Here is a 22540-nt window from a genome sequence, read left to right as displayed (position 1 = left end):
AAACTACACGTTAAAACGGAAATGCATTACATCACCATCTTTTACTATGTATTCTTTACCTTCTACTCTAAGTTTTCCAGCTTCTTTACATTTTGCTTCTGTTCCTAAATTTGAATAATCTTCAAAAGCGATAACTTCTGCACGGATAAATCCTTTTTCAAAATCGGTATGAATAACTCCAGCCGCTTGTGGTGCAGTATCTCCAACTTGAATAGTCCAAGCTCTAACTTCTTTTACACCTGCTGTAAAATACGTTTGTAAGTTTAATAATTTGTAAGCTGCACGAATTAATACTGCCGAACCTGGTTCAGATAATCCCATGTCTTCTAAGAAAACTTGACGTTCTTCGTAGCTTTCTAATTCTGTAATATCCGCTTCTGCACCTACAGAAAGAATAATAACTTCTGCTTGTTCGTCTTTTACTAATTCTCTAACTTGATCTACATATTTGTTTCCGTTTACAGCTGATGCTTCGTCTACGTTACACACATATAAAACTGGTTTAGCTGTAATTAATTGAAACGCATCGTACAAAGCTTCTTCTTCAATACCATTTGGTTCAACCGTTCTAGCCGATTTTCCTTGTAATAAAGCTTCTTTAATTTTATCTAAGATACTTTTTTCGATTTTCGCTTCAGCATTTCCAGTTTTTGCACCTTTATTTGCTTTTTCTAAACGTTTTTCAACTGTTTCTAAGTCTTTTAATTGTAATTCGATGTCAATTGTTTCTTTATCACGAATTGGGTTTACATTTCCATCAACGTGTACAATATTATCGTTATCAAAACAACGTAACACGTGAATAATAGCGTTACATTCTCTAATATTTCCTAAAAACTGATTTCCTAAACCCTCACCTTTACTTGCACCTTTAACTAAACCTGCAATATCAACAATATCAACAGTTGCCATTTGTACACGTTCTGGTTTTACCAATTCTTCTAAACGATTAATTCTTGGATCTGGAACGTTTACTACACCAATATTTGGTTCGATAGTACAAAACGGAAAGTTTGCACTTTGCGCTTTTGCGTTAGATAAACAATTAAATAATGTCGATTTTCCTACGTTTGGTAAGCCTACAATTCCTGCTTTCATATTATTTGTATTCAGTTAACCGATTAAAGTTAACAGTTAGATTTAAATTTTAAAGTTTGCAAATATAGTTTAAAAGTTACGGAGTAGCAAAGTTGAAATTTAGTTTAACAACAAAAATAAAAAATACACTTTACAATTATTTTACTTCGATTATGAAATTTAACAAAATCTATATGATTTAGTAAAAAACAAAACAACTTAAGTTAACAATACGAATCTAAGTTTGCCGAATAAACAAACATAAATTTATCATGAGAAAACTCTTCTTCTTAACTCTTCTAATAGGATACTCCTGTTTTTCACAGACATTGCATCCTTATTTACAAAATGTAACACCAACTTCAATTTATGTCAATTGGAAAACTAGCAGTAATAGTGAAACTATTGTTGAATACGGAACTTCCTCAGGAAATTTAAACGTAACAGTTACAGGAAATACAAATATTTTTACCGACACGGGATATCCTGGTAACTATTATTATCATTCTGCAAAGCTTATAAATTTAACAGCTAACACCAAATATTATTACAGAATTAAAACAGGTAGTGAATTATCGGTTATTAAATCGTTTAAAACATTACCAAATCCAGGACAAGCAGCAACTGCAGATGGACATATTCGATTTTTAATTATGGGAGATAACCAATTAAAAAATGAACCTCGTTATGATTCGTTAGTATCAGCAGCTAAAAGAAAAATTAAAGAAAAATGGGGTTCTTCTCTATCTCCAGATGATAATATTTCCATGACATTTATGGTTGGTGATCAAGTAGATGTTGGAACTTTAGATCATTATGAAAATGTTCACTTTAAGAAAAATAGAGAACTTTCAGGAAATATTCCAATTCAAACAACTGTTGGAAACCATGAAACCTATGGAACTTTAGGTATGAATTCTTATTACAGTCATTTTTACATGAGTGAATTAACATATCAAGGAATTTCATCAAACACAGAAAACTATTATGCGCAACAAGCTGGAAATGTACTATTTATCAGTATGAGTTCTGAACATACTGGTTCTGCACAATTGACATGGTTACAACAAGTTATAGCAGCAGCACAAAATGATACTACTGTAGAATGGATTTTTTCTTTAAGTCATCGTCCGTATCAAGCAGAACAATATGTTGGTGATATTTCAAATTGGGTTAGAGATACTGCCGTTCCCTTATTAACAACATCGGATAAATACATTATGCATATTGGCGCACATCATCACTTATACCATAGAGGTCAGTTAAAAAATCAAACGGCTTATCAAATTATTTCAGGTGGAACGGCTTGGGATCAATATTGGTCGATGTCAACCGAACAAGATTTTGAAGATGTTCAAAAAACGATTAGTAACTGGATGTATCAAATTGTAGATATTGATGTTACAAACGGTAAAATGGATGTAGAAAGTTATTCAATTGGAAGTGTATTAAAAAGGAAAAACAACCAATTAATGGATTCGTTTCATCGATATAAAAACAAACAAAAACCAAATAAACCAAGCATTACAAACACATTTAGCGCACCTGTCCAACTTCCTTTAACACTTACTGGATCTGCATTTTCAACAAATGAAACGGAACTTTTAAATACAACTCAATTTGTAGTTTCTAAATTTGCAGATTTTAACACTATTGAAAAAGAATCCTATCGTGATTTTGAAAATTTATTTGGGAAATATGGTACTCAAAAAGATTCAACTGTAAATATTAATTTAGGTGTTGATATTACCAAAATGGAACTTCTAGCCAATTCTTTAGATAATGGAATTCACTATGCAAAACTTCGTCATAGAGACAGAAACTTAGAATGGTCAAACTGGAGTGATGTGGTTTCCTTCGAAGTAATTAGTAGCAATGCTGGAATTACTGAAATTTCATTAAATAACAGTAATAATCTATACGCAATCAATCAATCTATTTCTGTAAATTATGTAAACGCTCCAACTACAAGCAACACATGGATAGGGATTTACAAAGATGGGCAAGTTCCTGGAGTTAACACATCTACACTTTGGAACTATACAAATGGAACTACTAGTGGTACGGCCAATTTTAGCTCTGGAATAACACAAGCTGGTCGTTATTACGCAGCACTTTTTATTAATAATGGCTATACTGAAGTGGCAACAAGAGTTTATTTTTATGTTGGAGCAATACCAATATTAAGTACTGATTTATCAGAATATCCTCTAGGTCAAAATGTACTTGTTTCTTATACAAATGGTCCAAATATTACAAACGATTGGATTGGAATTTATAAAATGGGAATTAATGCTGGTGACGCGCCTTCTACTTCATGGCAATATGTAACTACTGTAAATGGTACAAAAACTTTTAGTAATTTACCAAAAGGATATTATTATGCACAATACTTCATCCAAAACAGTAATAATGCCATTGGAAATAAAGTATTCTTTAAAGTGGGTGATATTGTTACAGAACTTTGGATAGATAGCCCAGTGTATGATTTAGGTGAACAAATCACAGCTTCTTGGACAGATGCACCTGGAATTGTAAAAGATTGGTTAGGAATTTATAATGAAAATGACAATCCAAATTCTGATCCATTAATTAGTTATCAATATTTTAATGGCGTTGCTCAAGGTACTGCACAAATTACAAATGTAAATATGCCAACAGTTGCAGGAAACTATTTCATCGTTATGTTTACTAACGATTCTTATAATGAAGTATCAAACAGAGTTCAATTTCAAATGATGGATCCTTTGCAAAGTGAAGGATTTAAAATCGATAATGGTATAAAATTATTTCCAAATCCATCAAATAACAACAAACAAACATTTATTCAATGTGATTATCCCATTGATGAAATTGAATTATTTGACATGGAAGGCAAACTATTATATGCTACAAAAAATGTGAATAATAATAAGTATTCCCTACTAACACAAGATTTAGCAAAAGGGATGTATATTATAAAGATACATTCTAGAAAATTATTTACAGCCAAACTGATTATTGAATAAATTTTAAAAATAGACAATAAAAAAGCTCTTCAAATGAAGAGCTTTTTTTATTTACAAGTACTATATTTTTTTATACGTTATGTAAAAATGCTTGTCTGTTTAAAAGTGTTTCTTCACTTTCCACATGATTATCATCAGGTACACAACAATCAACCGGACAAACCGCAGCACATTGTGGCTCTTCATGAAAACCTTTACATTCTGTACATTTTCCTGGAACAATATAATATAAATCGTCAGAAACTGGTGTTTGTGCCGCATCTGAATCAATCTCAGTACCATCAGGTAAAACTATTTTACCAGAAAGTTTCGTACCATCTTTCCAACGCCAATCATCTGCTCCTTCATATATTGCTGTATTTGGACATTCTGGTTCACAAGCCCCACAATTTATACATTCGTCTGTTATAATTATTGCCATAATTTAAAAGTTTTAAGTCGGAAACTACAAGTTAGAAGTTTTAAAAATTTCTACTAAAAAGTCTAACTAAATGTTTAATTTTGTGCAAAAATACAACGTAAACTAAATATAACCAAAAAAGAAATGTTACAATCTGAAATAAAAAATTGTTTTGTTGAATTAGGTAAATTTTTATCTCAATTTGCATTAGATCACAACCAACAAAATAACGAAGTAAAAAACAACGATTTATTTTATGATTCTTTTATCGATTTAATTGCTTTATCGCAATCGCATAACAATTGGTTTACGCCCGACAATGTTCATTTTAGTATTTCAAGCTGGGCCGAAGCATTAACTGAAAACAACCTAAATCAGTGGCTTTCACCTTACTCTTTTGCAAATACAAATACGAAAAATGTAGGTTTGATTTTAGCTGGAAATATTCCTTTAGTAGGTTTTCATGATTTTATATCGGTTTTAGTTTCTGGTCATAATGTTTTAGTAAAAACCTCAAGTAAAGACGATTATTTAATTAAGTTTTTAGCGAAATACCTAATTGCTTTAGATGCTCGTTTTAAATATAAAATAACTTTTGTTGAAGGAAAATTAGAAGGTTTTGATGCCGTAATTGCCACAGGAAGTAATAATACAGCACGTTATTTTGAATATTATTTTAAAGACAAACCATCAATTATCAGAAAAAGCAGAAATTCGATTGCGGTTTTAACTGGAAAGGAAACTCCAGAAGAAATGACTTTATTAAGCGAAGATGTTTTTAGATATTTCGGATTAGGTTGCCGAAATGTTTCTAAAATATTTGTTCCAAAAAATTACAATTTCGATGCGTTTTTCAATGGAATGTTCGCTCAAAAAGATGTGATTTATTATGAAAAATATGCTAACAATTACGATTATAACAAAGCAGTTTTCTTAATGAGTAACTTTCAATTGTTAGACAATGAATTTTTAACTATTAAGGAAGATACGAGTCACGCCTCTCCTATTTCTTCAGTGTTTTATGAATATTACGAAGACGTAAACGAAATCAAATCACGTTTGCAACAAGATGCAGAAATCATTCAATGTGTGGTTTCGAACGGAATTATTGACAATTCAGTTTATTTTGGTGAAACTCAAAAACCAAAATTATGGGATTATGCGGATAATGTGGATACTTTAGCGTTTTTAAATAATTTGTAAAATGGCACTTTCAAAAATTAAAGAAATAATCAAACTTCAAAAAGAAAAGGAAGTTCACAAACATGAACCAAATTTCAATTTGGAAGCGAAAGTAAATTCGAACCGAAAAGACGAGAAAAAGAAAAAATAAAAAGTTACGCAAACGATTTCGTTAATAAATCGTTTTGAAACTGTAAAATTATTTTTTCGAGGTTTTTTCAAATGTTGGAAATTTGCGCCTAACTACAACAAATAAACACAATGAAAAAACACAACTACAGCGCAGGACCTTGTATTTTACCGCAAGAAGTTTTCGAAAAATCGGCTCAAGCCATTTTAAATTTTAATAATTCCGATTTATCTTTATTAGAAATCTCGCACAGAAGTAAAGATTTCGTAGCCGTAATGGACGAAGCACGAGCTTTAGTATTAGAACTTTTAGGTTTAGAAAACAAAGGCTATCAAGCACTTTTTTTACATGGTGGTGCGAGTTTAGAATTCTTAATGGTTCCTTATAATTTAATGAAAACTGAAGGAAAAGCAGCTTATTTAGATACGGGAACTTGGGCAAACAACGCTATTAAAGAAGCCAAACACTTTGGAGAAACGCTAATTGTGGGTTCTTCAAAAGAAGCAAATTATAATTTTATCCCGAAAAACATTGAAATTCCAACTGATGCGAATTATTTTCATTGCACGAGTAACAATACTATTTTCGGAACACAAATGAAATCGTTTCCTAAAACGAATGTGCCTTTAGTGTGTGACATGAGTTCAGATATTTTTTCAAGAACTTTAGATTTTTCTCAATTCGATTTAATTTACGCAGGAGCTCAGAAAAACATGGGGCCAGCTGGTGCCACTTTAGTGGTTGTGAAAGAAGAAATCTTAGGAAAAACAGGTCGTTATATTCCAAGGATGCTAGATTATGAAAAACATATCAAAGCAGAAAGTATGTACAATACGCCGCCAGTATTTCCAATTTATGCTTCGTTATTGACTTTACAATGGTTGAAAAAATTAGGTGGAATTGCAGCAATTGAAAAAATTAACGAGCAAAAAGCACAACTATTATATTCTGAAATTGACAGAAATCCATTATTTAAAGGAACTGCTGCAACAGAAGACAGAAGTAATATGAACGCGACTTTCGTTTTAACAGATGAAAACTTAACTGAAAAATTTGATGCGATGTGGAAAGCAGCAGGGATTTCTGGATTAACTGGACATCGTTCTGTTGGTGGATATCGTGCTTCTATGTACAATGCGCTTCCATTAGAAAGTGTTGAAGCATTAGTGAACGTAATGAAAGAATTAGAAGTTAGTACACAAATCCTAACTCAATAATATATACAATTTTACAATATACAATTAGCATGAAAGTATTAGCAAACGACGGAATATCAAAAACAGGAATCAAAACATTAGAAAAAGCAGGTTTTGAAGTCATAACTACAAAAGTAGCACAAGAACAAGTAGCCAATTATATCAATACGCACGACATTAAAGTAGTTTTGGTAAGAAGTGCAACTAAAGTAAAACAAGACATTATTGATGCTTGTCCAGGATTGAAAATCATTGGTCGTGGTGGCGTTGGAATGGACAATATTGATGTGGATTATGCCCGTTCAAAAGGAATTCACGTAATTAACACACCAGCCTCTTCTTCTGAAAGTGTGGCCGAATTGGTTTTCGCACATTTATTTACTGGTATCCGTTTTTTACATGATGCCAATAGAAATATGCCTTTAGAAGGTGATACGAATTTCGATGGTTTGAAAAAAGCCTACGCAAACGGATTAGAACTTCGTGGAAAAACATTAGGAATTATTGGTTTTGGACGAATTGGTCAGGCTGTTGCGAAAATGGCTTTAGGTTTAGGTATGAAAGTGATTGCTGCCGATAAATATGTCAATGAAGCCGTAATTCGTGTAGATTTTTACAACGGACAATTTATTAATGTTGAACTGATTACAGAATCGTTAGAAGATTTACTAAAACATTCAGATTTTATTACTATTCACGTTCCTGCTCAAGAAGGTTATGTATTAGATAAAGCGGAATTTGATATTATGAAAAATGATGTTGGAATTGTCAATTGTGCTCGTGGTGGTGTAATTAATGAAGTGGCTTTGGTTGAAGCTTTAGATGCTGAAAAAGTACTATTTGCAGGTTTAGATGTTTTTGAAAACGAGCCTACACCAGAAATTCAAATCTTAATGCATCCAAAAATTTCGTTAACGCCGCATATTGGTGCAGCGACATTAGAAGCACAAGACAGAATTGGAACAGAATTAGCGGAACAAATTATTAGTTTATTAAAAAATAAATAATTTTTATTACCTTTATTAAAACTAAAAAAACCAAAACTATGTTTGATCAATTAACAGAATTAGTAAAGCAATATGGTGGCGAAGCGGTTGTAAACAATCCAGCTGTACCAAATGAACAAAATGAAGCCGTATTGGAAGAAGCCAATGGCTCTATTCTTTCCGGCTTAAAAGATATGGTAGCTAGTGGAAATATTGGTGATTTAGCAGGAATGCTTTCAGGTAAAACTCCTATAGACATGAATAATCCTGTAGTTGCAGAATTAGCTGGAAAAGTAACTGGAAATTTAGGTGAAAAATTCGGATTATCTCCAGATGCAGCAGGAAGTGTAGCTGGCGGATTAATTCCTCAAGTTTTAAGCGGATTAGTAAACAAAGCTAAAGATCCAAATCAGCCTGGATTTAATATTCAAGATATTATTGCTTCTATTTCTAACGGTCAAGGTGGCGGATTAATGGATATGGTTACTAAATATGGCGGTCAATTTGGTTTAGACCAAGATGGTGACGGACAAGTTGGAATGAGCGATGCCGTTGCTGCTGTTACTAAAAAATCTGGTAGCATTGGCGGATTATTAGGAAAGCTTTTTGGAAAATAAATAAGTATAAAATATTATTTATTTTCAATATAATGAGTCCCGATTTATCGGGACTTTTTTTTATCTTTATACTTTAGAATAAATATCTAATGAATAAGTGGCTAAATCTTGTTTTCATTGCTTCTTTTTTTCTCTTTTCATGCAACTCAAATAAAAATTTCAGTGCTGAAAACACAGAAAAACTAACAAGTGATACCATTCATGTTTCAAATCCCGATTTAGAATATGATGTGATTATTATTGATGGAGGTTTTACCTCTTGGTTCAATACCAATGCAAAACCAAAAGGATTTTATTCACAATCTTATTTAGAAACTAGAAACAGAACTTGGGTTATAGAATGGAACAACCGCGCTAGAAACCCAAGACAATTTGGAAGCATTTACGATATGCCAATTAATTATGAAAGCAACATCAATTATGGTTACAACGTAAATTATATGATTTACAATTATTTAGTCTATTTTCAATTAACAAACAAACAACAATTAGGAGGTTTTCCTGCTCGAATCTAATTTATGAACAAATTGAAACAACGCTGGAACATTACAAGTAATTTTCAGTTTTTTATTATACTATTAGTTTTTGCTATTACGGGTTCAACTTCGGCATTAATTGCAAAACCTATTTTAACTTTCATAGGAATCACAAAGGAAAGTGTAAGTATTTGGTTGTACTACCCTCTATATATAATTATCATTTTACCGATTTACAAAGTTTTACTTTTATTAATAGGTACACTCGCCGGACAAAGAAATTTCTTTTGGAATTTTATCAAAAAAATGTTGGATAGAATGGGTTTAGGATTTATCCATAGAATTTTTGATAAGTAAACTAGTTTTAACTTTTTAATTACACAATTATACAACTAATTTCTTCTCAAAAAATCGTACTTTTGCAAAAATCTACTTAGTTGTATGCAACACACAGAAAATTCTATTGAAATTATTGGGGCTCGTACTCATAATTTAAAAAATATTGACGTTACCATTCCTCGTGAAAAATTAGTCGTAATTACTGGTTTATCGGGCTCTGGGAAGTCGTCATTAGCGTTTGATACGATTTATGCTGAAGGGCAACGTCGATACATCGAAACCTTTTCTGCTTATGCGCGTCAGTTTTTAGGTGGATTAGAACGACCAGATGTAGATAAAATTGACGGATTGTCTCCAGTTATTGCCATCGAACAAAAAACTACCAATAAAAGTCCACGTTCTACTGTTGGAACCATTACTGAAATTTACGATTTTCTTAGATTACTATTTGCGCGTGCCGCTGATGCATACAGTTACAATACGGGCGAAAAAATGGTTTCGTATTCTGATGAACAAATTAAAAATTTAATTCACGAAGAATTCGACGGAAAAAAAATCAACATTTTAGCACCAGTAATTCGTTCACGTAAAGGACATTACAGAGAATTGTTCGAACAAATTGCCAAACAAGGTTTTTTAAAAGTTCGTGTAAACGGAACGATAAAAGATTTAGAATATGGCATGAAAGTAGATCGTTATAAAACCCACGATATTGAAATTGTTATCGATAGAGTGGCTGTAAAACAAGACGAAGACACCGACAAAAGATTAACCGAAAGCATCAAAGTAGCCATGCATCATGGTGATGATATTATGATGGTTATCGAACAAGATAGTCAGGAAGTTCGTTTTTATAGTCGAAGTTTAATGTGTCCAACTTCTGGAATATCTTACCCAAATCCAGAACCTAATAATTTCTCTTTCAATTCACCAAAAGGCGCTTGCCCGAACTGTAACGGTTTAGGTGTTGTGAATGAAATCAATCTTCAAAAAATTATTCCTAATCCAAAAGCAACTATCAAAGCTGGTGGTTTTGCTCCATTAGGCGAATATAAAAGCACATGGATTTTTAAACAATTGGAATTAATTGGCGAAAAATTCGGATTTAAAATTACGGATGCTATTGAAACCCTTCCAGCGGAAGCGATGGATATGATTTTATACGGTGGAAATGAAAAATTTTCAGTGGTTTCAAAAGTGATGGGAATTACGAAAGATTATAAAATTGATTTTGAAGGGATTTCAAATTTCATTAAAAATCAGTTTGAAGAATCAGAATCGACTAGTATCAAACGTTGGGCAAAAGAATTTATGGACGAAAACGAATGTTCTGAATGTCATGGAACACGTTTACGTAAAGAAGTTCTGTATTTTAAAATCAACGAAAAAAGCATTGGCGATTTAGTTCACATGGATATTGTGGAATTAAAAAAATGGTTTGCTGATTTACCGGAACATTTATCTGATAAACAAACTGCCATTTCACACGAAATTCTAAAAGAAATTATAGCAAGAATTAATTTCTTATTGGATGTTGGTTTAGATTATTTGTGTTTGAATAGAAGTTCGAAAACCCTTTCTGGTGGTGAAGCACAGCGTATTCGTTTGGCGACACAAATTGGTTCTCAATTAGTTGGAGTTTTATATATTTTAGATGAACCAAGTATCGGATTGCACCAACGTGATAACGAAAGATTAATAAAATCGTTAGAAAGCTTACGCGATATTGGAAATTCGGTTATTGTTGTAGAACACGACAAAGATATGATTGTTCGTGCCGATCATGTGATTGATATTGGTCCGAAAGCAGGAAAATATGGCGGACAAATTATTAGTCAAGGCACACCAGCCGAATTATTAAAAGAAAATACCATTACTGCTCAATATTTGAACGGTAAAATGGAAATTGAAGTACCAAAAACCCGTAGAGCAGGAAACGGAAAGTTTTTAAAACTATCTGGTGCGACAGGAAATAACCTGAAAAATGTTACTATTGAAATTCCTTTAGGACAACTGATTTGTGTTTCTGGAGTTTCTGGAAGTGGAAAATCGACGTTAATTAATGAAACCCTCTACCCTATTTTAAATGCACATTTTTATAATGCAGTTAAAAAACCGGCACCTTATAAAAAAATTGAAGGATTAGAACATTTAGATAAAGTTATTGATATTGACCAAAGTCCGATTGGAAGAACACCACGAAGCAATCCAGCAACATATACCGATGTTTTTTCTGAAATAAGAAGTTTATTTACGATGACATCTGAAGCACAAATTCGCGGTTATAAACCAGGTCGTTTTAGTTTTAATGTAAAAGGCGGAAGATGTGAAACCTGTGAAGGTTCTGGTGTAAGAACAATTGAAATGAGTTTCTTACCAGATGTTTATGTAGAATGTGAAAGTTGTCAAGGTAAACGTTTCAATAGAGAAACTTTAGAAATTCGTTTCAAAGGAAAATCGATTTCAGATATTTTGAATATGACGGTTGATGAAGCTGTTGAATTCTTTGAAATGATTCCGAAAATTTATCGAAAAGTAAAAACTATTCAAGATGTTGGTTTAGGTTATATTACGTTAGGACAACAAAGTACAACTCTTTCTGGTGGTGAAGCACAACGTATTAAATTAGCGGGTGAATTATCTAAAAAAGATACTGGAAATACCTTTTATATTTTAGATGAACCTACAACTGGTCTGCATTTCGAAGACATTCGTATTTTAATGGATGTGATTAATAAATTAGTCGATAAAGGAAATACGGTTTTGATTATTGAACACAATTTAGATGTAATTAAATTGGCCGATTATATTATTGACATAGGTTTAGAAGGCGGAAAAGGTGGCGGAGAAGTTCTATGTAAAGGTACTCCTGAAGAAATCATCAAAAATAAAAAAAGTTATACGGCTCAATTTTTGAAAAAAGAATTGGCATAATACATTCTAAACACTTTAAATGATAAAAAACATATTTATTTTACTGTTCGTATCATTATTTATTTCTTGTAAATCGAATAAAGCTATAGTAGAAACGGAATCTCAATATTTCACAGATTCTATTTATAGCAAGTCATTATCAGAATTTAGAAAACATAATATTTACTTACCGAAAGGTTTTGATTCGAAAAAAAACTATCCAATTATTTACAAAACAGATGGTATTACTATTGATGAAAGAAGATTTTATAAAGAAACTCTCGATTCATTAATAAACAATAAAATAATACATCCAATAATTTTAGTAGAAAGCTTTTGTAATACAAAAATTGCAGACAGCACTAGTACAACTTTTGGTGATGGAAGAAAAGCATATTTGCAATATAGGAACTTTGAATATGTAGATAATGATTCTGGCACACAAGACCTAAAGCATTTATCAAATAGATTTAAAAATCACATGTTATATTTTAAAGATGAATTTATAATAAGCATAGAAAAACAATACCATCTAAAAAAATCTAAAAAGGATAGATATTTTTATGGAGTTTCAAATGGTGCTGGATTTGGGATGGAATTATTAAATAGAAATACAGAGTTAATTGGAACTTATTTATGTTTTTCAACATTTGGTGGTGGAATTAAAACCAATACTTGGAAAAAAGACATAAAATATCCAAATCTTTATATGATTTACGGAAGCAAAGAACCCGATTTTCTTAAAGAAGAAAGTAAAATTATGAAAAAAGTGTATTTAGATTCTAATTCATTTGCAGAAATCCGTTCGTTTGAAGGTGGACATGATTACAAAATATGGAATCAAGAATTAATTAAATTATTGACAAAATTATTTTCCGTAAATAATAAATAACTATCTTAGCCATCTAATTACTTCACACAACAACACTGCTAATTTTATATTTTAATTAAATTAGAAAAAACAATTATGTCAGCAGATCAATTTCAAAATGACGATGAAAGAATCCAAGATAAATTAAAACAAAAAACTTGGAACGAGGTTAGAGCAAACGATTCTTGGGCTATTTTTAAAATTATGTCAGAATTCGTTAATGGATACGAAAGTATGGGACGAATTGGTCCTTGTGTATCTATTTTTGGTTCAGCAAGAACAAAACCAGACGATAAATATTATTTATTAGCAGAAAAAATTGCCTTTAAAATTTCTAAAGCAGGTTACGGTGTCATTACTGGTGGTGGACCTGGAATTATGGAAGCTGGTAATAAAGGTGCACACCACGGTGGCGGAACTTCTGTAGGTTTAAATATTGAATTACCATTCGAACAACATTACAATCCATATATCGACAGAGATAAAAACTTAAATTTCGATTACTTTTTCGTGAGAAAAGTAATGTTTGTAAAGTATTCTCAAGGGTTTGTAGTGATGCCAGGTGGTTTCGGAACTTTAGACGAAATGTTTGAAGCGATTACTTTAATTCAAACTAAAAAAATTGCTAAATTCCCTATTATATTAGTTGGAACAGAATTCTGGTCTGGCTTAATGGATTGGGTAAAAGCAGTTATGATTGATAAATTTAAAAATGCTTCACCAGAAGATTTAAATTTATTCAAAATTGTAGATAACGAAGATGAGGTAGTTGAGGTTTTAGATACTTTTTACAAAAAGTACGAATTGTCTCCAAACTTCTAATTCTAAATTTAGCATATATAAAAAGTCCCATCTAGTTTTGATGGGACTTTTTTAATTTACTTTATAAGAAACACCAGCATTAAAATTTATAAACTTCCCAAAAGCGAAGGCGCTCAGAAAATTAAAATCTCGAAAACTATAATTAACAGCTAGTTCTCCAATATAATTGGTTTTTCTTTTTTGAATCGTATCTAACAACTGATTGATAATATACTGAGCAGGAATCAAATTTTCAATTCCTCCTTTTTCACCAGTTACAACATAATTAAAATCACTAGTGTTTACTATGAAACTTCCTAGTATTTCAAATTTCTTTATCTCTTTCGAAACCGATAATTGGTAATGATATGTATCTACAATTCCATTTAAGTTATTAATTCCTAAATTACCATAAGCTGTATTTACATCTAAAAAATCAAAACTAATATCTTCGTTTGAATAAAATGACATCGCAGAAATATAGATTTTTTTACTTTCTAATTTAGGAAAATATTGACTCAGATTATGCTTTAATCCGAAACCATACACTTGATAATCTCCTCTTTTTAAATCCGTTTTATTTGAAAAACGACCAATGATTTCTGAACCACTTGGCAAAGCAAATGAAAAATCTAAATACGGATAAGTTATAAATTCTTGGTTAACACCTTTTGGTGTTTTTAGTCTGACTTCTTGCCCTCCTAAATCGCCAACTAAAACAAAAGTGTCATCATTTCCTAAAGCCGTTGGCACCTCAGCAGAAGTTGCTGTTCCTTGTAGTTTCAAAAACTTAAAATCAGAATTATTTATTATAAAACTTCTATCCGAATTGGGAACTTTAAACGTATTTCCATGTAAACCGACACTAATTTGCCAATCTTTTTTTCTTTTAGCAGAATTCATCCAAGCGGAAGAAGCTTGATACACCGCACCATCAGTAGCTGGAATGAGATACTGTTTTGAATACAAAAGGGCATCTTCTAAAAGATACCCTATTTGTTCAAGTTGTAATGGTGTTTGCGCTTGCATTGAATTAGAAAATCCAAAAAATAGTGCGCAAATTACAAAACTATACTTCATATGTTATACGTCAATTTTAGCATAAGCGGCATTTTTCTCGATAAATTCTCTACGTGGTGGTACTTCATCACCCATTAACATAGAGAAAACTCTATCTGCTTCACCTAAATTATCAATAGTTACTTGACGGAAAGTTCTAAATTCAGGATTCATTGTAGTTTCCCACAATTGTTCTGCGTTCATCTCTCCAAGACCTTTATAACGTTGAATACTTGTGCTTCCTCCCATTTCTAATGAAATTCTATCACGTTGGTCATCGTTCCAAGCGTATTGTTTTTTATTTCCTTTTTTAACTTGGTATAAAGGTGGTGCTGCAATATAAACGTGACCGCCTTCAATTAATTCTTTCATGTATCTAAAGAAGAATGTTAGAATTAATGTAGAAATGTGAGAACCATCGACATCGGCATCACACATAATAACTACTTTATGGTAACGTAATTTTGAAATATTTAATGCTTTACTATCTTCTTCTGTACCAACAGTTACACCTAAAGCAGTAAAAATATTTCTAATCTCTTCGTTTTCAAAAACTTTGTGTTGCATCGCTTTTTCCACATTCAAAATCTTACCTCTTAATGGCAAAATAGCTTGGAAAAATCTATCACGACCTTGTTTTGCAGTTCCACCTGCAGAATCTCCCTCTACTAAGTAAATCTCACATTTTTCAGGATCTTGTTCAGAACAATCTGATAATTTTCCTGGTAATCCGCCACCACCCATTACGGTTTTACGTTGTACCATTTCACGAGCTTTTTTCGCTGCGTGACGCGCTTGTGCGGCTAAAATTACTTTTTGAACAATTATTTTAGCATCATTAGGATTTTCTTCTAAATAGTTTTCCAACATTTCTGCAACGGCTTGCGAAACTGGTGAAACTACTTCTCTATTTCCTAATTTAGTTTTAGTTTGTCCTTCGAATTGTGGTTCTTGAATTTTTACAGAAATAATCGCTGTTAATCCTTCACGGAAATCATCACCCGCAATTTCGAATTTTAATTTTTCTAATAAACCAGAAGCGTCAGCATACTTTTTCAATGTACGAGTTAATCCCATACGGAAACCTTGTAAATGCGTTCCTCCTTCGTGAGTATTGATATTATTTACGTAAGAAAAAATATTTTCTGTGTACGAAGTATTATAAATTAAAGCTACTTCAACAGGAATTTCCCCTTTTTCATTTTCCATGCTAATTACATGAGAAATAATTGGCTCTCTGTTTCCGTCTAAAAACTTAATAAACTCTTTTAAACCTTCTTTTGAATGAAACGTTTCAACTGGTTGACTTCCATCATCAGCTAAATGTCTTTTATCCGTTAATGTGATTGTAATTCCTTTATTCAAGAAAGATAATTCACGTAAACGAGCCGCTAACGTATCGTAAGAATATTCTAAAGTCTGCGTAAAAATCGTAGCATCAGGTTTGAAAGTAACAATTGTTCCTCTTTTGTCTGTTGTTCCAATTTGTTTTACAGGATATAAACTTTTTCCTTTTTCGTATTCTTGTTCGTATACTTTTCCATCTCTGTGAACTGTAGCACGTAAGTGGTCAGAAAGTGCGTTTACACACGAAACCCCAACTCCGTGAAGTCCTCCAGAAACTTTATATGAATCTTTATCGAACTTTCCTCCAGCTCCAATTTTAGTCATAACCACCTCTAAAGCAGAAATTCCTTCTTTTTTGTGAATGTCAACTGGAATACCACGACCGTTATCTTCAACAGTAACAGAATTGTCTTCGTTGATAGCAACATGAATCGTATCACAATGTCCAGCTAAAGCCTCATCAATGGAGTTATCAACAACTTCATAAACTAAATGGTGTAATCCACGAACTCCAGTATCTCCAATATACATAGAAGGACGCATTCTTACATGCTCCATTCCTTCTAGTGCCTGAATACTATCCGCTGAATAACTACCTTTTTTATTTTCTTCACTCATAATAAATTGTTCTAATAAACTATTTCTATAGTAACAAATATAACCAATTGATTAAAAAATTGAAATTAAAAGCGTCTTAAAATACTTTTAAGTTATCAACATTTGTTAATTTCTGACAATCTTCGCTTAAATAAGCTAAAAAACATCAAAAAGTAGATTTTAGTCTTATTTTAATTCATTTCAAAATGGAATAAAAATAAAAAAGTGGCTTAAAACTAAAATTTAGAGCCCTTTAAAAATTACAAAAATCTAATTAATAGTTCCCAACTATGTTGCATGTTACTTTTTCTTCATTTTTACGTTATTTAATTAAAAAAGAGCATCAAGAAAAAAACTTGACACTCTTTACACAAACAAACACAACTTTATTTTTAAACCTTTTCTGTTTCGGAAGCAATTAATACATCTGCTTTCACGTGAGCAGCATTTGCTCTTCCACTTGGATCTTGGTTTTCTTGCCATTTTGGAATCCATTTTCTAACGGTTTCAGCCGCACTAACTTGTGGATAAAATTTATGAAAAATTCTTCTATAAAAAAACGCTTCTTTTGTGGTTGGCGTGTTATATGGAAATAATTTTCCGGCAGTTTCAAAATCTGTATCGGTAACTTGAGACGTACAATATTCAATTAAAGTATCAATCCAGTTGTATCCTACTCCATCTGAGAATTGTTCTTTCTGACGCCATAATACTTCTTCTGGTAAATACGGTTTTTCTGGTGTATCAAATGCTTTTCTTAAAATGTATTTTTCGATGCCATTATATGTTTTTGGCTGTTTTTCTTCTGGTTGAATTTTTATCGCTAATTCTAAAAACTCTTTATCTAAAAAGGGAACTCGAGCTTCTAATCCGTGAGCCATTGTTGATTTATCGGCGCGTAATAAATCGGCTGTAAAAAGTTTTTGAACTCTATCAATCGTTTCTTGTTGAAATTCTGCTGCACTTGGCGCGTTTCTAAAATATAAATAGCCACCAAAAACCTCATCGGCACCTTCACCAGATAAAACCATTTTTATGCCTTTTTCAGTGATTGCTTTCGATAAGAAATACATGGGTGTACTTGCACGAATCGAGGTCACATCATACGTTTCTAAATGCCAAATAAGTTTTTCTAAAATTTCGATACCTTGTTCGATAGTAAAATGGATTTCGTGGTGTTCTGTTCCAATAAATTCTGCTACTTTTCTGGCCGCTTTCGTATCCGGTGAATTTGCATCTAAACCAATTGAAAAGGAATGAATTTTTTGTCCCGTTCCTTCTAATAATCGACACGCGATTGAAGATGTTAAAGACGAATCTAATCCACCAGAAAGCAATACTCCAAAAGGAACATCAGCCATTAAACGTTTTTCAACTGCTTGGGTTAACGATTTTCTGATAGCTTTATAATCTACAGGTTCAATTGCTTTAGAAGCATCTTCCCATTCTGGTTGATAGTATTTTACAAACCCCGTTTTTTCTGTATAAATATGTCCAGGTGGAAATGTTGAAAACGTTACACATTGATCGGCAATAGCTTTCATTTCTGAAGCAAAATATTTTCTACCACGCTCATCAATCCCGTAATATAAAGGTTTGATTCCAAGTGGATCTCTAGCAGCAATATAATCGTCACCATCAATTACTACAAAAGCGAACATTCCATCTAAAAAGTTGCAAAAATCGTAACCAAATTCTTCATATAAATGTACAATGACTTCTGAATCTGAAGTGGTTCTGAAAGTATGATTTCTTAAAATCGTATCTCTTAATTCTTGATGGTTGTATATTTCACCATTATGAATCATCCAAGCTGATGACGTTCCTTGAATAGGTTGTTTTCCTGTATGTAAATCGACGATTGATAAACGTTCGTGAGCTAAAAAATGACCATTTTCAGTAATATGAATATCACTTTCATCTGGTCCACGATGGCTCATGCGTTTTGATAATTGTTGTACTAATTTTTCGTCTTTTGCTTTTCCGATAATGGCTAATATCCCGCACATAACTTTATATTTAATTTATTTCTTAAAGCAAAATTGAACTATTAAGTTTACCAATAAAACTAAATATATCAATTTGATTAAAAATATAAACTAAAAAGTGAATTTTTAATTAAATATAAAACTAAAAAGGAATAATTATGAAGATTTACTTACAGTTATAAAATTTCAAGGATTCTATATGTCACATTATTTACTGGGAATTCGGAATTTATGGTTTTATGCATCAATTGCATTCCTAATGGAGATTGTGGTGAAATAGCAAAAACCGACTGATTATCAACGGTGATTTTTGGTAAAGCTGTGCAAACAAAAACCGTTAAATGATTAGTTTTAACTAAACTTCCTAAAATAACATTGTTCGAAATTTGTTCTATATCTAACTTAGATAAAATAGCTTGTTGTTCTAAGGCTTCTTTTAGTTTATTAGCAATTTTTTCTTGTTCGATATGTAGTTTAGATAAAGTCGTTTCGTGTTTATCACCTGCAGAAGATTTGGCATCGTTTTGCGCATCTTCAGTTAAAGAATTGATTAAATCCTGATAAATATCTATTTTATCTTGAAGTAATATTTGGTATTGAGAAAGTATTTTTTTTTTGAAATTTTGCATTTTATTGGTACACAGGTTTTACAGATTTACTCAGATTTTATTTCGATGATTTCCGGTTCGAAATTCAAAGGTAACGTATTTCCAACTTTTTGCTGTCCGATATCGCCTCCAAAAATAATTTGATCACGATGAGTATTATTTCCAAAATTGTCAATAAAGAAGGTTTTTGTCTTAAAAATCACTCTCGATTGTCGTTTTTTGTTATATAAAAGATTAAAATCGGCATAAAAACCATCGTTCTTAATACTTCCTATATTAAATTCAGGTTTAATTGTTGGTGAAACAGATACTTCATACAAATCATTTGATTTTATAACTTTAAAAAAATGATTGGCAGCTACACTAAATTTTCCTTCGTATAAAACAAAAGCTTTAGGTGACCACGAATTATCAATTATAGTCTTAAAAAAATGTGGTGATGATCCAAAATAAACGTCATTCCTGTTTTTAATAATTTTTACATCTGTGCTTACATCTGAATATTTTACCGTTCCTAAATACATACTTTGTATAGCATGAACCGATTTTATCGTTTTAAAATTAAATTTCACATAAAAATCTTGTAAATCAAACTCAATTATATAACCTAATAAAGGATTTTCAATTTTTATAGGTACTGAACTTGTAGTAGTGAATAGAAAAGTATTTAAATCATAATTAAAATCAATTTCATCTTCGTTTAGTATTTTACATGCTTTTCCATACTTTGTAGTTCCTAAAAATTGTTCTCTAAACAATTGTAGTTTTTGCTTTCTGGTAAAACCATCTTTTACGATTACAACGGTTTCAATTTCATTTGTTTTTGGAACTAAAATAAACGTATAAAAATCTTTCTCATACGGATTGGAAACAATAATATCTTCGTAACCTAAAAAACGTACAATTAACAATGTATTGTATTTGTTTTTTGCCGTAATTTCAAACAAACCTTCTGAATCAGATGAAGTTCCAATTGTAGTTCCATCTAAATAAACTGATGCTCCAGCTATTGGTTCGCTGTTTGAATTCGTAACTTTCCCTTTAATGTTTTGAGAAATAACGAATAGAGGAAAGAGTAATAAGATTAAAATTTTATTCACTTAATTAATTTTGAATATTGAAGTTTTAGAAATCAAACTTATAGCTCGCACCACCTAAAACCTGAATACCTTGCACTGGGAAATTCGCCCAACGGTTGTATTGTTGGTTCGCCAAGTTGTTTCCTTTTAAGAAGAAAGTCAGTCTTTTATTGTATTTGTAACCCACATTAGCATTCAAATCGAAATAACTATCTAACGTTACTTTTTGTTGATTGAAAGTTGGAATTACGATTGTTTTATCTTGAACAGTTACTAAATCCATTCTTTCTCCAACGAAGAACAACTGCATGCCACCATACCATTTTTCTGTGAAATCAATATTTAGAGTTGATTCTACTTTTAATTGTGGTAAATTCCATGCTTCTTGCAAGTTGGAAACTTTGAAAGTATTATATGTTCCGCTTAAAGCCAATGAAGTTTTCTTAGAAAAATCAGCTTTAATTTCTCCGAAAAGACTAAATGTATTCAAATTATCATACACTACGTTAAACGAATTTCCGTAATGATACCCTTGTTTTTCTACAATTGTTGCATCATAAACATTCGAAACAAAAAACGGTTTATTTTTTTCATTATTGATTCCTCCACGCACATTAAAAGAAACTGCATTCGCTAATTTTCCTTTCATACCAATATATAAATCATAAGAATTATCAGTTGGTGATACAAATAAAGTTGGTGATACAAACGGATTTACATCTACAAAATCAGCATATGAGTTTTGCTTTAAATTCCCTTCTGCTCCAGCGTAAGCAATCATTAAGTCACCGACTAAACGATACGAAGCTTTTACATTTGGATATACGAAGAATTTTCCATCAGAAGCGCCGTTGAATTTATTAGTGGTGTAAAATAATCCCGCTCCTAAATGCACTGAAAAATCATCTTGTTGGTATAAAAAGCTAGGTTTTGCACCGAAAATCACATTACTGTATTTCATTTCGGCAACATTATAATAATCCTTCTTGAAATTTCCGCCAACATAATCCACTACAAAAGATGCTCTAATTTTGCTATCCATAATTTCAAAATCAAACGCTGGTTTTACAAAAAATCTGTTTTCTCCAGAACCAAATTTATCCGAAAAACGTTTGAATTGCATCGAAGCATCATTAAACAAACCGTCGTTAAATTCCATTCTTCCGCCAAGCGAAATCGTATTATAACTTTGCAAAGGTGAGATTAAACCAATGGTCGCATCATCAAAAACAATGTTTTCTGTTGGTAATCCGTACCAATTTACGACTTGATTTTTCGCACCCAAATCGACATTCCAATTCATGTCTTTGGTTCTACTTCCGTAAGTAAAATCTAAACCAGTGGTGTAATATTTATCGTCTAAAACCAAACCTTTTATGCCACCTTGAGACGACAAATGACGCAACAAACCACCCACATAATCGGTTTTACTTAATTGATGTGCTAAGAATAATTCGGCATTCACAGTTCCGTAATTTCCTGCACCAAGTGATACATAATTAGAAAATCCTTTTTCTTGTGCTTCTTTATCAACATCAGCTGCTTTTCCTTTAGATGGTACGAAAGTTGACGCCACAGGAAAAGAAAATATTTGATATTTGATTTGAATTTTTGGCTCCACCACTTCTTCTTCTACAGCTGGCGTTTCCTTTACTTTAAAAGCATCAGAAATAGTTGGCGTATAAGGCTTTACAATATTTACAACTTCACTACCAATGTTTTCGTCTTTCTTTTGAGAAAAACCAACTTGAATAGCTGAAATGGCGATGATACTAAAAATTATCTTTTTCATGTCTTATTTATTACACAGAGCTTCACAGAGTAAACACGAAGCTTCGCAAAATTATTTTATATTTTAATTGAAAT

19 protein-coding genes are annotated in these 22540 nt (G+C 31.7%); 11 read left to right on the top strand and 8 right to left on the bottom strand.

Going from position 1 to position 22540, the window contains the following annotated elements:
- Nucleotides 1-3: 3 nt before the first annotated feature.
- Nucleotides 4-1098, bottom strand: coding sequence for a redox-regulated ATPase YchF (gene ychF / locus UEQ13_RS02070; RefSeq protein ID WP_329804708.1), 1095 nt, complete (start codon nt 1096-1098; stop codon nt 4-6).
- A gap of 308 nt (nt 1099-1406) precedes the next feature.
- On the opposite strand from ychF, the gene UEQ13_RS02065 reads away from it, so the two are divergent.
- Nucleotides 1407-4085: a fibronectin type III domain-containing protein gene (locus UEQ13_RS02065; RefSeq protein WP_329804707.1), complete on the top strand. Its 2679-nt coding sequence runs from the start codon at nt 1407-1409 to the stop codon at nt 4083-4085.
- Nucleotides 4086-4155: 70 nt separating this feature from the next.
- On the opposite strand, the gene UEQ13_RS02060 is transcribed toward UEQ13_RS02065, so the two are convergent.
- Nucleotides 4156-4506, bottom strand: coding sequence for a 4Fe-4S binding protein (locus UEQ13_RS02060; protein ID WP_329804706.1), 351 nt, complete (start codon nt 4504-4506; stop codon nt 4156-4158).
- 123 nt (nt 4507-4629) lie between these two features.
- On the opposite strand from UEQ13_RS02060, the gene UEQ13_RS02055 reads away from it, so the two are divergent.
- From UEQ13_RS02055 to UEQ13_RS02010, 10 genes are all read left to right on the top strand, one after another.
- Nucleotides 4630-5688, top strand: a complete 1059-nt coding sequence (locus tag UEQ13_RS02055; RefSeq protein ID WP_329804704.1) for an acyl-CoA reductase — start codon at nt 4630-4632, stop codon at nt 5686-5688.
- Nucleotide 5689: 1 nt separating this feature from the next.
- Complete coding sequence (locus tag UEQ13_RS02050; RefSeq protein ID WP_329804702.1) at nt 5690-5818, top strand: hypothetical protein; 129 nt, start codon at nt 5690-5692, stop codon at nt 5816-5818.
- A 110-nt stretch (nt 5819-5928) separates the two neighbouring features.
- On the top strand, nt 5929-7014 hold the full coding sequence (gene serC / locus UEQ13_RS02045) for a 3-phosphoserine/phosphohydroxythreonine transaminase (RefSeq protein ID WP_329804700.1): 1086 nt from the start codon (nt 5929-5931) through the stop codon (nt 7012-7014).
- A 29-nt stretch (nt 7015-7043) separates the two neighbouring features.
- On the top strand, nt 7044-8000 hold the full coding sequence (locus UEQ13_RS02040; protein ID WP_329804698.1) for a D-2-hydroxyacid dehydrogenase: 957 nt from the start codon (nt 7044-7046) through the stop codon (nt 7998-8000).
- Nucleotides 8001-8038: 38 nt separating this feature from the next.
- The gene (locus UEQ13_RS02035) at nt 8039-8596 is read left to right on the top strand and encodes a hypothetical protein (RefSeq protein ID WP_329804696.1); all 558 of its coding nucleotides are present in this window, start codon (nt 8039-8041) and stop codon (nt 8594-8596) included.
- Nucleotides 8597-8685: 89 nt separating this feature from the next.
- Entirely contained in the window at nt 8686-9111 is a 426-nt protein-coding gene (locus UEQ13_RS02030) for a DUF6146 family protein (protein ID WP_329804694.1), read from the top strand.
- Nucleotides 9112-9114: 3 nt separating this feature from the next.
- Nucleotides 9115-9429, top strand: coding sequence for a DUF6787 family protein (locus tag UEQ13_RS02025; RefSeq protein WP_329804693.1), 315 nt, complete (start codon nt 9115-9117; stop codon nt 9427-9429).
- Between the two features lie 84 nt (nt 9430-9513).
- Nucleotides 9514-12345, top strand: coding sequence for an excinuclease ABC subunit UvrA (gene uvrA, locus UEQ13_RS02020; protein WP_329804692.1), 2832 nt, complete (start codon nt 9514-9516; stop codon nt 12343-12345).
- Nucleotides 12346-12364: 19 nt separating this feature from the next.
- Nucleotides 12365-13216, top strand: coding sequence for an alpha/beta hydrolase (locus UEQ13_RS02015; RefSeq protein ID WP_329804691.1), 852 nt, complete (start codon nt 12365-12367; stop codon nt 13214-13216).
- 75 nt (nt 13217-13291) lie between these two features.
- Nucleotides 13292-14017 carry an LOG family protein gene (locus UEQ13_RS02010; RefSeq protein WP_329804689.1) on the top strand — a complete coding sequence of 242 codons (726 nt, stop codon included), beginning with the start codon at nt 13292-13294 and terminating at the stop codon, nt 14015-14017.
- Nucleotides 14018-14068: 51 nt separating this feature from the next.
- Here the strand turns inward: UEQ13_RS02010 and UEQ13_RS02005 are convergent, their stop codons facing one another.
- The 6 genes from UEQ13_RS02005 to UEQ13_RS01980 all read right to left on the bottom strand — a co-directional run bounded on the left by UEQ13_RS02005 (nt 14069) and on the right by UEQ13_RS01980 (nt 22466).
- The gene (locus UEQ13_RS02005) at nt 14069-15076 is read right to left on the bottom strand and encodes a DUF6588 family protein (RefSeq protein ID WP_329804687.1); all 1008 of its coding nucleotides are present in this window, start codon (nt 15074-15076) and stop codon (nt 14069-14071) included.
- Between the two features lie 3 nt (nt 15077-15079).
- Nucleotides 15080-17020, bottom strand: a complete 1941-nt coding sequence (gene gyrB, locus UEQ13_RS02000) for a DNA topoisomerase (ATP-hydrolyzing) subunit B (protein ID WP_329804686.1) — start codon at nt 17018-17020, stop codon at nt 15080-15082.
- Nucleotides 17021-17391: 371 nt separating this feature from the next.
- Entirely contained in the window at nt 17392-19008 is a 1617-nt protein-coding gene (gene asnB / locus UEQ13_RS01995; protein ID WP_329804684.1) for an asparagine synthase B, read from the bottom strand.
- A gap of 155 nt (nt 19009-19163) precedes the next feature.
- On the bottom strand, nt 19164-19616 hold the full coding sequence (locus UEQ13_RS01990) for a hypothetical protein (protein WP_329804682.1): 453 nt from the start codon (nt 19614-19616) through the stop codon (nt 19164-19166).
- A gap of 26 nt (nt 19617-19642) precedes the next feature.
- Nucleotides 19643-20695 (bottom strand): carboxypeptidase-like regulatory domain-containing protein, encoded by a 1053-nt coding sequence (locus tag UEQ13_RS01985; RefSeq protein WP_329804681.1) that lies wholly within the window; start codon nt 20693-20695, stop codon nt 19643-19645.
- 25 nt (nt 20696-20720) lie between these two features.
- On the bottom strand, nt 20721-22466 hold the full coding sequence (locus tag UEQ13_RS01980; protein ID WP_329804680.1) for a TonB-dependent receptor: 1746 nt from the start codon (nt 22464-22466) through the stop codon (nt 20721-20723).
- Between the last annotated feature and the right edge of the window lie 74 nt (nt 22467-22540).

Origin of the sequence: Flavobacterium facile (assembly GCF_036321945.1) — a bacterium.
In the GTDB taxonomy this organism is placed as follows: domain Bacteria; phylum Bacteroidota; class Bacteroidia; order Flavobacteriales; family Flavobacteriaceae; genus Flavobacterium; species Flavobacterium facile.
The sequence above is the reverse complement of the archived record's forward strand: the minus strand, read 5'-3'. Positions and strand labels throughout refer to the sequence as shown.

Excerpts from the sequence above, each read along its gene's own strand:
- UEQ13_RS02015 (WP_329804691.1), top strand. The coding sequence starts at position 12,365 with ATGATAAAAAACATATTTATTTTACTGTTCGTATCATTATTTATTTCT.
- ychF (WP_329804708.1), bottom strand. The coding sequence starts at position 1,098 with ATGAAAGCAGGAATTGTAGGCTTACCAAACGTAGGAAAATCGACATTA.
- UEQ13_RS02040 (WP_329804698.1), top strand. The coding sequence starts at position 7,044 with ATGAAAGTATTAGCAAACGACGGAATATCAAAAACAGGAATCAAAACA.
- uvrA (WP_329804692.1), top strand. The coding sequence starts at position 9,514 with ATGCAACACACAGAAAATTCTATTGAAATTATTGGGGCTCGTACTCAT.
- UEQ13_RS02005 (WP_329804687.1), bottom strand. The coding sequence starts at position 15,076 with ATGAAGTATAGTTTTGTAATTTGCGCACTATTTTTTGGATTTTCTAAT.
- UEQ13_RS02030 (WP_329804694.1), top strand. The coding sequence starts at position 8,686 with ATGAATAAGTGGCTAAATCTTGTTTTCATTGCTTCTTTTTTTCTCTTT.
- asnB (WP_329804684.1), bottom strand. The coding sequence starts at position 19,008 with ATGTGCGGGATATTAGCCATTATCGGAAAAGCAAAAGACGAAAAATTA.
- UEQ13_RS01990 (WP_329804682.1), bottom strand. The coding sequence starts at position 19,616 with ATGCAAAATTTCAAAAAAAAAATACTTTCTCAATACCAAATATTACTT.
- gyrB (WP_329804686.1), bottom strand. The coding sequence starts at position 17,020 with ATGAGTGAAGAAAATAAAAAAGGTAGTTATTCAGCGGATAGTATTCAG.
- UEQ13_RS02035 (WP_329804696.1), top strand. The coding sequence starts at position 8,039 with ATGTTTGATCAATTAACAGAATTAGTAAAGCAATATGGTGGCGAAGCG.
- UEQ13_RS02055 (WP_329804704.1), top strand. The coding sequence starts at position 4,630 with ATGTTACAATCTGAAATAAAAAATTGTTTTGTTGAATTAGGTAAATTT.
- UEQ13_RS02010 (WP_329804689.1), top strand. The coding sequence starts at position 13,292 with ATGTCAGCAGATCAATTTCAAAATGACGATGAAAGAATCCAAGATAAA.
- UEQ13_RS01980 (WP_329804680.1), bottom strand. The coding sequence starts at position 22,466 with ATGAAAAAGATAATTTTTAGTATCATCGCCATTTCAGCTATTCAAGTT.
- UEQ13_RS02060 (WP_329804706.1), bottom strand. The coding sequence starts at position 4,506 with ATGGCAATAATTATAACAGACGAATGTATAAATTGTGGGGCTTGTGAA.
- serC (WP_329804700.1), top strand. The coding sequence starts at position 5,929 with ATGAAAAAACACAACTACAGCGCAGGACCTTGTATTTTACCGCAAGAA.
- UEQ13_RS02025 (WP_329804693.1), top strand. The coding sequence starts at position 9,115 with ATGAACAAATTGAAACAACGCTGGAACATTACAAGTAATTTTCAGTTT.
- UEQ13_RS02050 (WP_329804702.1), top strand. The coding sequence starts at position 5,690 with ATGGCACTTTCAAAAATTAAAGAAATAATCAAACTTCAAAAAGAAAAG.